Origin of the sequence: Pseudomonas peli (assembly GCF_050563605.1) — a bacterium.
Lineage (GTDB): Bacteria > Pseudomonadota > Gammaproteobacteria > Pseudomonadales > Pseudomonadaceae > Aquipseudomonas > Aquipseudomonas peli_A.
Window position 1 is genome coordinate 250,517 of the sequence record NZ_JBNXUH010000006.1, and the last position, 11,520, is coordinate 262,036.

Below are 11,520 nucleotides of genomic sequence, written 5' to 3' on the forward strand. Positions count from 1 at the left end.
CAACCGGATCAATCCACCCACACGCGAGCGTTGCGGAACATCCGCAGCCAGCCGGCATCTTCCTGCCAATCATCCGGCTTCCAGGAGTTCTGCACGGCGCGGAATACCCGCTCCGGGTGCGGCATCATGATGGTCACGCGGCCGTCGCGGCTGGTCAGACCGGTGATCCCGCGCGGCGAACCGTTGGGGTTGGCCGGGTAGGTTTCGGTGACCTTGCCGTGGTTGTCGATAAAGCGCATGGCCACGCAGCCGGACAGATCGGCTTCGAGCAGGGCTTCCTCGTTCTCGAACTCGGCATGCCCCTCGCCGTGAGCGATGGCGATTGGCATGCGCGAACCGGCCATGCCACGCAGGAAGATCGACGCTGACTCCTGCACCTGAACCATGGCCACACGCGCCTCGAACTGCTCGGAGCGGTTGCGCACGAAATGCGGCCAGAACTCGGTGCCGGGGATCAGCTCGTGCAGGTTGCTCATCATCTGGCAACCGTTGCACACGCCAAGACTGAAGCTGTCCTTGCGCTCGAAGAACGCCTGGAAGCCATCACGTGCACGGCTGTTGAACAGGATCGACTTAGCCCAGCCTTCGCCGGCACCGAGCACATCGCCGTAGGAGAAGCCGCCGCAGGCGACCAGGCCCTTGAACTCTTCAAGACTGACGCGACCGCTAAGGATGTCGCTCATGTGTACGTCGATCGCGTTGAAACCAGCGCGATCGAAGGCAGCGGCCATTTCCACCTGACCGTTGACGCCCTGCTCACGCAGTACGGCGATCTGCGGACGTACACCCTTACGGATATACGGCGCGCTGATGTCCTGATTGACGTCGAAGCTGAGCTTGGCCGACAGGCCCGGATTGTCCTCGTCGAGGATGGTGTCGAATTCCTGCTCGGCGCACTGCACGTTGTCGCGCAGACGCTGAATCTGGTAGCTGGTTTGCGCCCACTGACGCTGCAGCAGGCGGCGCTGGCCGCCAAAGACCGGCTGACCATTGAAGCTGATCGCCACGTCGTCGCTGTTGACCGGCTGGCCGATCACCGCCACGCAGTCGCCCAGACCGGCAGCGCTGAACTGCGCCAGTACTTCCGGAGTGGCGTCCTGATGCACCTGGATCACCGCGCCCAGCTCTTCGTTGAACAACACAGCGGCCAGCTCAGCGCTGTCGTCGGCCAGCGCATCGAGGAATAGATTAAGGCCGCAATGACCGGCAAAGGCCATTTCCAACGCGGTAACCAGCAGGCCACCGTCGGAACGGTCGTGGTAGGACAGGATATGACCGTCAGCATTCAGGCCCTGGATCACCGCAAAGAAGGCCTTGAGGTCTTCGGCGTCATCCACATCCGGCGCCTGGGTGCCGAGTTTGCCGTACACCTGGGTAAGGATTGAGGCACCCATGCGGTTCTGGCCACGGCCCAGGTCGATCAGGATCAGGTCGGTTTCGCCCTTGTCCATGCGCAGTTGCGGGGTCAGGGTCTTGCGGATATCGCTGACCGGAGCAAAGCCGGTCACCACCAGCGACAGCGGCGAGGTCACGCTCTTGTCCGTGCCCTCGTCGCGCCACTGGGTTTTCATCGACATCGAGTCCTTGCCCACCGGGATGGTGATACCCAGCTCCGGGCACAGCTCCATGCCAACCGCTTTCACGGTGTCATACAGGCGCGCGTCTTCACCCGGGTGGCCAGCAGCGGCCATCCAGTTGGCGGACAGTTTGATATCGGACATCTTCTCGATGCGCGACGCGGCCAGGTTGGTCAGGGTTTCGCCAATCGCCATACGCCCGGACGCCGCAGCATCCAGCAGCGCCAGCGGGGTGCGCTCGCCCATGGCCATGGCTTCACCGGTGTAGACGTCGAAGCTGGTGGCGGTGACCGCGCAATCAGCCACCGGCACCTGCCACGGACCAACCATCTGGTCGCGAGCAACCAGGCCGGTAATGGTGCGGTCGCCGATGGTGATCAGGAAGCTCTTGCTGGCCACGGCCGGGTGATGCAGCACGCGGGTTACTGCTTCGTCGATGGCCAGGGTGCTGGCATCGAAGTCATCGCCCAGCTCAGCTTCGCGGGCGGCCGAACGGTGCATGCGCGGCGGCTTGCCCAGAAGCACTTCCAGCGGCATGTCCACCGGGGTGTTGGCGAAATGGCTGTCAGTCACGGTCAGGTGGGCTTCTTCAGTAGCCTCGCCAACCACGGCAAACGGACAACGCTCGCGCTCACAGATGGCCTTGAAGCGCTCAAAATCGACGGCGCTGACGGCCAGTACGTAACGTTCCTGGGACTCGTTGCTCCAGATCTCGTGTGGCGCCATGCCCGGTTCGTCGTTGGGCACGTTGCGCAGTTCGAAGCGGCCACCACGGCCACCGTCATTGACCAGCTCAGGGAAGGCGTTGGAAATACCACCGGCGCCAACGTCATGGATAAAGGCGATTGGGTTGTTGTCACCCAGCTGCCAGCAACGGTCGATAACTTCCTGGCAGCGGCGCTCCATTTCCGGGTTCTCGCGCTGTACCGAGGCAAAATCCAGGTCAGCCGAGCTGGCACCGGTGGCGACCGACGACGCGGCGCCGCCGCCCAGGCCGATCAGCATGGCTGGGCCGCCGAGCACGATCAGCTTGGCGCCCACGGTGATCTCGCCCTTCTGCACGTGATCTGCACGGATGTTGCCCATGCCGCCGGCGAGCATGATCGGCTTGTGGTAACCACGCACTTCTTCACCGCGTGGGGTCTGGATCGCCTGCTCGAAAGTACGGAAATAGCCGGTCAATGCCGGACGGCCGAACTCGTTGTTGAACGCCGCGCCGCCCAGCGGGCCTTCGATCATGATGTCCAGCGCGGTAACAATGCGCTCGGGCTTGCCATAAGGCACTTCCCAAGGCTGCTCGAAACCGGGGATGTTCAGGTTGGAAACGGTGAAACCGGTCAGCCCCGCCTTCGGCTTGGCACCACGGCCGGTGGCACCTTCGTCGCGAATCTCGCCACCGGAACCGGTGGACGCACCAGAGAACGGCGAAATAGCCGTCGGGTGGTTGTGGGTTTCCACCTTCATCAGGATATGCACGGGCTCCTGGGTCGCACCGTACTGGCGGGTCTCAGGGTCCGGAAAGAAACGACCGGCAACACTGCCGACGATCACCGAGGCGTTGTCCTTATAAGCGGACAACACGCCTTCGTTGTGCATCTGGTAGGTGTTTTTGATCATGCCGAACAGGGATTTCTCCTGGCTTTCGCCATCGATATCCCAGCTGGCATTGAAAATCTTGTGACGGCAGTGCTCAGAGTTGGCCTGGGCGAACATCATCAGTTCGATATCGTGGGGGTTGCGCCCCAGACCGTTGAAGCTGGTCACCAGGTAATCGATTTCGTCTTCAGCCAGGGCCAGGCCCAGCTCAACGTTGGCCTTCTCTAGCGCAGCGCGACCACCACCAAGGATGTCCACGGCAGTCAGCGGCTTGGGCTGCGCGTGGCTGAACAGCGCAGCGGCGCCTTCGAGGTTATCCAGCACCAGTTGGGTCATGCGGTCATGCAGTACGTCGGCAACCTGCTGCGCCTCGGCGGCATTCAGCTCGCCGCTGACGTAATACGCTAGGCCGCGCTCGATGCGCTGAATCTTCGCCAGGCCGCAGTTGCGAGCAATGTCGCTGGCCTTGCTCGACCAAGGCGAGATGGTGCCAAAGCGCGGAATGGTCAGGAACAGGCGGCCGCTTGGCTCCTGCACCGGCACACTCGGGCCGTACTTCAGCAAACGGGCCAATACCTGCTCTTCGTCGGCAGTCAAAACGCCGGTAACCTCGGCGAAATGCGCGAACTCGGCATACAGGCCGGTGACCGCAGGAACCTTGCTGGTCAGTTGCTCAAGCAGTTTGCCGTGACGGAAAGCAGAAAGGGCGGGAGCGCCGCGCAGGATCAACATCGGGGACAGCCTCTGGGAAGGGGTGTACTTTGAGGCCGTGCATTCTAGCCTAAAGCGTTGCCAACGGCACCCGTGGCAGCACGCCAAGCGCAGCGACTGCGCTAGCAGAGAAGCCACCCGCTGTCGAGATATGGCGCGCCCCATGCTTTGCGTATACTGCGCCAATGTTTGCCCAATCTGCGTTCCGTGTGCGCTGCGCCTGCTGGCTGTCGGTGATCGGAATCCTCCTGCTGCTCGGCGGCTGTGCTGAAGAACCCAGCACACTCGAGCGCGTTCAGGCGGAGGGTGTACTGCGGGTGATCACCCGCAACAGCCCGGCCACCTATTTTCAAGACCGTAACGGCGAGACCGGCTTCGAATACGAGCTGGTGAAGCGCTTTGCCGACGATTTGGGCCTTGAGCTGAAAATCGAAACCGCCGACAACCTCGACGAGCTATTCGCCAGCCTGAACAAACCCAACGGCCCGGTGCTGGCCGCCGCCGGCCTGGTAGAAAGCGACGGACGGCAGCAGCACGCACGCTTCTCTCTGCCCTACCTCGAAGTCACCCCCCAGGTGATCTACCGCAACGGCCAGCAACGCCCGACCCGCCCGGATGATCTGCTCGGCAAACGTATTCTGGTACTTAAAGGCAGCAGCCATGCCGAACAGCTGGCCGCGCTCAAGCTGCAATTACCGGAACTGGCTTATGAAGAATCCGCTGCCGTTGAGGTGGTCGACCTGCTGCGCATGGTCGATGAAGGGCAGATCGACCTGACCCTGGTCGACTCCAACGAGCTGGCGATGAATCAGGTGTACTTCTCCAACGTGCGCGTGGCCTTTGACCTGGGCGATGCGCAAAACCTGGCCTGGGCCACCGCCCCCGGCGAAGACCGCAGCCTGCTTGACGAGATGAATGCCTTTATCGAGCGCGCCCACCAGAACGGCAGCCTGCAGCGGTTGAAGGATCGCTACTACGGCCATGTCGATGTACTCGGCTATGTCGGCGCCTACACCTTCGCCAAGCACCTGCAACAACGCCTGCCGCGCTACGAGAAACACTTTCGCGAAGCTGCCCAAGCCAATCAGGTCGACTGGCGCTTGCTCGCCGCCATGGGTTATCAGGAATCACTCTGGCAACCCACAGCCACTTCAAAAACCGGCGTACGCGGACTGATGATGCTGACCCTGCGCACCGCCCAGGCCATGGGTGTATCGGACCGCCTGAACCCCAAGCAGAGCATCGAGGGCGGCGCCAAATACATTGTCTATGTGAAGAATCAGCTGCCGGAGAGCATTCAGGAGCCGGATCGCACCTGGTTCGCCCTGGCGTCCTACAACATCGGCGGCGGCCATCTGGAAGATGCGCGCAAGCTAACCGAGGCCGAAGGCCTGGACCCGAATAAATGGCTGGATGTGCAGAAGATCCTGCCGCGCCTGTCGCAGAAGCAGTGGTACAGCAAAACCCGTTATGGCTATGCCCGTGGCGGTGAGCCGGTGCACTTTGTGCGCAACATCCGCCGCTACTACGACATCCTCACCTGGGTAACCCAGCCGCAGCTGGAAGGCTCGCAGCTCGCGGAAAGCAACCAGCACCTGCCGGGCATCGACAAACGTCAGCCCAATGAGCAGACCCCACCGCTTTAACGCTGCTCGCGCCGGGCCTTAAAGAATGCGCTGAGTGCCGCCCCACACTCCTCCGCCAAAACACCGCCCTCAATCAACACCCGGTGATTGAGAAATTCCTGGCTGAAAAACTGTCCACGGCTGCTCGCCACCCCGGCTTTGGGTTCGGTTGCGCCATACACCACGCGCTGCACCCGTGCATGCACAATCAGCCCGGCGCACATGCTGCACGGCTCCAGGGTCACATACAGGGTGCTGCCCGGCAGGCGGTAGTTGTCCACGGCCTGGGCGGCGGCGCGAATCGCCACCATCTCGGCATGGGCGCTGGGGTCATGGGTGGAGATCGGGCAGTTAAAGCCGCGCCCGACAATCAGGCCATCCTGCACCAACACCGCGCCAACCGGCACCTCGCCCAGGGCGGCACCTTCGGCGGCCAGGGCCAGGGCCTCGCGCATAAAGTGCTGATCCTGGCTGCGATCAATGATCAGGGGTTGGCGCACGCTTAAACGACCTCAATTGATGCCATAAGACCAGTTTCCATATGGTCGATCACATGGCAGTGGAACATCCAGACACCCGGATTATCCGCGACCAGCGCCACCCGCGCACTTTCGTTTTTGCCCAGCAAGTAGGTGTCGGTGAAATACGGGATGATCGACTTGCGATTGGATGCCAGCACCTTGAAGGTCATGCCATGCAGGTGGATCGGGTGCTGATACTGGCTGAGGTTGCGCAGCTCGAAGATATAGCTCTTGCCCAGCTGCAGACGGGCAATCGGCCGGTCGGCGCAGGTCTTGTCATTGATATCCCAGGCCTGGCCATTGATCTGCCAGAAGCTGTGCGCCGCGCCCTGGGCCAAACCAACCGACACCGCGCCGGCCCATTCGAAGTTGAACTTGACGGTTTCGGCATTGGCCAGATCAGGCTCGGCCACCGGGTTGGCTGGCAGCGCTGGCGGCCACTCACCCGCACCCTCGGCGCTGGGCTGCGCGCGCAAGGTCGCCAGACGCAATGGACCATTACGCAGCGACAGCTCTGTACCCGCGGCCGGCACCTTCAACCCCAGTTCGATACGCATGCCCGGCCCCAGCCAGTACTCCTTGCCCAGCGGCCGTGGTTCGACCGGATTACCGTCAAGCGCATAGATGCGCACATCCGCGCCAGGCAGGTTGAGGCGATAGGTCAGGGTGTTATCCAAATTGATCAAACGCAGGCGCACCACCTGCCCGGCAGGCAGATCCAGGGTCGGTGCATGCTTGCCATTGACCGTACTCAAGCGCCCCGGCGTACCGCCACGCGCCGCCTCGCGCGGTACGCTGAACTCGGTAAAAGCGCCCTGCTCATCGATATGCCAGCTTTTCAGGTTCAGCGTGTGGTCGTGACGAAAGCCGGTCGGCTCTCGTTCTTCGACGATCAGCGCACCGACCAGGCCGCGACCCAACTGCTCGCCGCTAGCGACGTGCGGGTGATACCAGAAGCTGCCGGCATCGGGGGTGATGAAGTTGTAGTCGAAGTACTCCCCCGGCAGCACCGGCGCCTGCGACACATAGGGCACACCGTCCATCTCCAGCGGCAAACGAATGCCATGCCAATGAATAGTGGTCGGCACGTCCAGCTTGTTAATAAAGCGCACCCGCAAGCGCTCACCCTGGCGGCAGCGCAACTCCACACCAGGTACCTGACCACCGTAAGCCCAGGCCGGCGTGGTATGCCCCGGCACCAGTTCGATATCCAGCGGCGCGGCGATCAGTTCATAGTCGTGGGTTGCCACATTTTCCGGGCGACCCAGCCAGTAGCGCACGCCACCAGCACCAAGGCCGACGACGCCAAGACCAGCAAGGCCGATCAGCATTTGTCTGCGGGTAAAAGACATTGAGATCCCCGTAGCCCGGATGCAATCCGGGAAGATATGAAGCCAGATTTAATCCGGGCCACCCATTGCAATATATTCTCATCTAAGCGACCAGGCTGACGACCGATAAAAATGGACAATATGCCGCAGCAGAAACAACAAGGGCAGCTTACGCTGCCCTTGTTGGCTAAATCACTCCCACTCAATAAAAACGCAGAGAGATGTTTTTTATTGGCAAGCACTTACGCCTCCTAAAACTCAGCGTGCAACTATCGTGTGATTTTTAGAAGTGATAACGCATCTCAAGTTTTTCAATTATAAAAATCTTCCGCGACGTGCGATAGCAAATAAACCGCTCTCATTTACTAAACTCAGAAAACACCTTCGCCATACATTCATCCTTCGGATGCATTCCATCGTAAAAATCTTCATAAGAACAGCCAACCTTAACCGGATCATAAGATCCAATCACTTGGATACCGTTAGAACCAGCAATTTCTCTAAAGATAGACTCAATCTCCAAAAATTTTCTATCTTCCAGCCGCATCAGTTCAAATAACGTAGGATGATATGGCGAAAGCACAAACACAACCTTTCGATTCTGCGCTTTGAGCTCTGCAACAAACCTCTCTAAAATAACTCTAACTTCGCTTGAATAGCCATAGCTAGACATAGCGTAAGAAATAAAGCTTACCGCTCCACGCTCAACCTCGCCAAGCGACTTATTAGCATAGGCCAAGTTATAAACACGACTACCATCCTTGCGAATTTTGTCAGTCATTGAAGGCAAGTCATCTTCAGCTCCAATCTTCTTGCCTTGATTAACAGACTTATAAAATTCAACAGCGACTGCATTTAAGCTTGACGGAGCCTTACTTACTGAGAACTTTGTCTCATTAGAAAACCCTAGCCTAGAAACAGCCGCACTATACTCGCTCCCTAAAGAAGTCCAACGGGACTGACCAGAATAGCGATTAAAAATCCAAGGATCAGCACCTAAGAAAACATAAGAAGGATTGAACTTCCTCGCACTTAACTCCCAAATCGCAAGCAAATCCTCCAGAGATGCGCCACTTACTGAAAGATTAAGTAAATCGAGCCCAACAACCTTACTACCTGCCTGCATAATTCTAGATGAGCCGATAACTATTGCTTCTGGCTTACTATTCTCATACAAAATCCTATTCTTCACAAAAATACGCTCATTAATGTTTGAAGAATATATGGCGCCACTTAATGATAACTCTTTCGCCATAGCCCGCTCTATGGCGAAGTCAATTTTAGAAGTAAAATACCCTGTTAAAATAAAAAATAGCGCCCCTAAAAACGAAGACACAAAAACAAATTTTCTATCGAATTTTCCTTTTTTCCGGAAAGGTTGCTCAACGATTTTCCAGCTTAAAATAGAAAGAACCATTACAACAACGATCAGCAAAGAGACAACAAAATGGCCAATATCCATAAACCAGTTTCTGGCATAAGCCAATACTGGCTGATGCCAGAGATAAGCACTGTAACTTATCAAACCCATCCCCACAAACACCTTGTTCCCTACAAACCTACCAACATAAGTTTTTTGTGTAGCGAACAAGATAACCAGCACCGCACCTAGCGTAGGAACAAGTGCATAGACTCCTGGAAATGGCGTTGATTTGCTATAGGCGAAGACAGCGTAGCAAATCAACGAAACGCCTAGCCACCCAGCCACTTCACTTAAGAATTTTCCAAAGTCTTTACGATTAGCACTCGACAAATAAAAGGCTGCGAGGGCACCAATCAGCAACTCCCAGCCACGCGTGGGAAGAAGATAAAATGAGGCATCTGGCCTTGCGTATGCTGCCCACTGCGCAATAGCAAGACTAGAAACGAATACAAGCCCAAGCATTACAAGTATCCAACGCTTACCTAACCTCCAAAATAGCATCAAAAATAATGGAAACAGAACGTAGTACTGCTCTTCTACTGCCAAGCTCCACGTATGTAACAACGGTTTAAGCTCTGCGGCTGTTTCAAAGTAACCCCCATCCCTCCAGAAGAAAACGTTCGAAATAAATAGAGGAACGGCAACCAAACTTTTAGAAAAGCTGTTGAGTTCCGCGGGCGAAAGCAAAACCCAAGCGAAGGGAATACACGCAAGCATTACGAGAAACAACGCTGGCAAAATACGCCTAGCACGCCTCTCGTAGAAGCTAACAATTGAGAACCGGCCTTGCTCAAGCTCAGCCAGAATAATTGTTGTAATCAAGTAGCCGCTGATTACGAAGAAGACATCAACACCTACGAAACCGCCACTAAACGTATCAAATCCTGCGTGGAACAGGATGACTGGCAGCACAGCAAGCGCCCTAAGCCCATCTATCTCTCGCCTGTAGTCCATACTTCTCTCTGCTACCTGCTACTATTCTTTCTACTTATGAATTTATAGCAGCCGCGTACAACGACTCTAAAAATTGTAAATTTAACGCAAACACCAAACTAAGCCAGAAATTTATTCTTGCTCTGAAAAATTTCTATAATTTAAAAAATATGGAAAACTCAAGTAATAACTTCTACTCCCACTCGATAGTCGCTGGCGGCTTGCTCGACACGTCGTAGGTGACGCGGGAGATGCCTTCGATCTCGTTGATGATGCGGCCGCTGACGGTTTCCAGCAGCTCGTAAGGCAGGTGCGCCCAACGTGCAGTCATGAAGTCGATGGTTTCAACGGCGCGCAGGGCTACGACCCAGGCGTAACGACGACCATCGCCAACCACGCCCACCGACTTCACTGGCTGGAACACTACGAAGGCCTGGCTGACCTTGTGGTACCAGTCGGCCTTGCGCAGCTCTTCGATAAAGATATGGTCAGCACGACGCAGGATGTCGGCGTATTCCTTCTTCACTTCACCGAGGATACGCACGCCCAGGCCTGGACCCGGGAATGGGTGACGGTAGACCATGTCATACGGCAGGCCGAGTTCCAGACCCAGACGGCGCACTTCGTCCTTGAACAGTTCGCGCAGCGGCTCGACCAGTTTCAGGTTCATTTCTTCCGGCAGGCCACCGACGTTGTGGTGCGACTTGATCACGTGGGCCTTGCCGCTTTTCGCGCCAGCCGACTCGATCACGTCAGGGTAGATGGTGCCCTGGGCGAGGAACTTGATGTTGTCCAGCTTGCAGGACTCGGCATCGAACACGTCGATAAAGGTGCGGCCGATGATCTTGCGCTTCTTCTCCGGATCGGCTTCGCCGGCCAGGTTATTGAGGAACTGCTCCTCGGCGTTAGCGCGGATCACTTTAACGCCCATGTTCTCGGCGAACATGGCCATCACTTGCTCGCCTTCGTGCAGGCGCAGCAGGCCGTTGTCGACAAATACGCAGGTCAGCTGGTCGCCAATGGCCTTGTGCAACAGCGCCGCAACCACCGAGGAATCCACACCGCCGGACAGGCCGAGCAGTACGTTGGCGCTGCCAACCTGGGCGCGCACATTGGCGATGGCGTCGTCAACGATATTGGAGGCAGTCCACAGCGCTTCGCAGCCGCAGATTTCCAGGATAAAGCGCGAGAGGATGCGACCGCCCTGCTTGGTATGGGTCACTTCCGGGTGGAACTGCACGCCGTAGTAGCCGCGGCTGTCGTCGGCCATGGCGGCGATCGGGCAGCTCGGGGTGCTGGCGAGAATATGGAAACCGGCTGGCATGGCGGTGACTTTGTCACCGTGGCTCATCCACACGTCGAGGCCGAACACGCCGTCGTCATCGACGTGGTCTTCGATGCCGTTGAGCAGGCGGGCTTTGCCGACGATATCAACGCGGGCATAACCGAACTCACGCAGCTCGGAACCTTCAACCTTGCCGCCCAGCTGCTCGGCCATGGTCTGCATGCCGTAGCAGATACCGAAAACCGGTACACCGAGGTCGAACACGGCTTTCGGTGCACGCGGGCTGCCGGCTTCATGCACCGACTCCGGGCCACCGGCGAGAATGATGCCGCGCGGGGCGAAGGCACGGATGTCATCGTCGCTCATGTCGAACGGGTGCAGCTCGCAATACACACCGATCTCGCGCACGCGGCGGGCGATCAGCTGGGTGTACTGGGAACCGAAATCCAGAATCAGGATGCGGTGAGCGTGGATGTCTTGATGAGCCATGGCCGTCTCTCGTAGCGGAATTCACAAAT

General features: G+C 57.7%; 6 protein-coding genes. 1 reads left to right on the forward strand and 5 read right to left on the reverse strand.

The window, feature by feature from the left end; translation table 11 throughout:
• Window positions 1-8 precede the first annotated feature (8 nt).
• Window positions 9-3,905 carry a phosphoribosylformylglycinamidine synthase gene (gene purL, locus ACQ4LH_RS09730; RefSeq protein WP_430696983.1) on the reverse strand — a complete coding sequence of 1,299 codons (3,897 nt, stop codon included), beginning with the start codon at window positions 3,903-3,905 and terminating at the stop codon, window positions 9-11.
• A 164-nt stretch (window positions 3,906-4,069) separates the two neighbouring features.
• Between purL and mltF the strand changes: the two genes are divergently transcribed.
• A complete protein-coding gene (mltF, locus tag ACQ4LH_RS09735; RefSeq protein WP_430696984.1) occupies window positions 4,070-5,530 on the forward strand; it encodes a membrane-bound lytic murein transglycosylase MltF in 1,461 nt (486 codons plus the stop codon).
• Here the strand turns inward: mltF and tadA are convergent.
• From tadA to guaA, 4 genes are all read right to left on the reverse strand, one after another.
• Entirely contained in the window at window positions 5,527-6,009 is a 483-nt protein-coding gene (tadA, locus tag ACQ4LH_RS09740; protein ID WP_430696985.1) for a tRNA adenosine(34) deaminase TadA, read from the reverse strand. The genes mltF and tadA overlap by 4 nt on opposite strands.
• 2 nt (window positions 6,010-6,011) lie before the next feature.
• On the reverse strand, window positions 6,012-7,382 hold the full coding sequence (locus ACQ4LH_RS09745; protein ID WP_430696986.1) for a multicopper oxidase family protein: 1,371 nt from the start codon (window positions 7,380-7,382) through the stop codon (window positions 6,012-6,014).
• A 337-nt stretch (window positions 7,383-7,719) separates the two neighbouring features.
• Window positions 7,720-9,738: an acyltransferase family protein gene (locus ACQ4LH_RS09750; protein ID WP_430696987.1), complete on the reverse strand. Its 2,019-nt coding sequence runs from the start codon at window positions 9,736-9,738 to the stop codon at window positions 7,720-7,722.
• A 172-nt stretch (window positions 9,739-9,910) separates the two neighbouring features.
• Window positions 9,911-11,491 (reverse strand): glutamine-hydrolyzing GMP synthase, encoded by a 1,581-nt coding sequence (gene guaA, locus ACQ4LH_RS09755; RefSeq protein ID WP_430696988.1) that lies wholly within the window; start codon window positions 11,489-11,491, stop codon window positions 9,911-9,913.
• Between the last annotated feature and the right edge of the window lie 29 nt (window positions 11,492-11,520).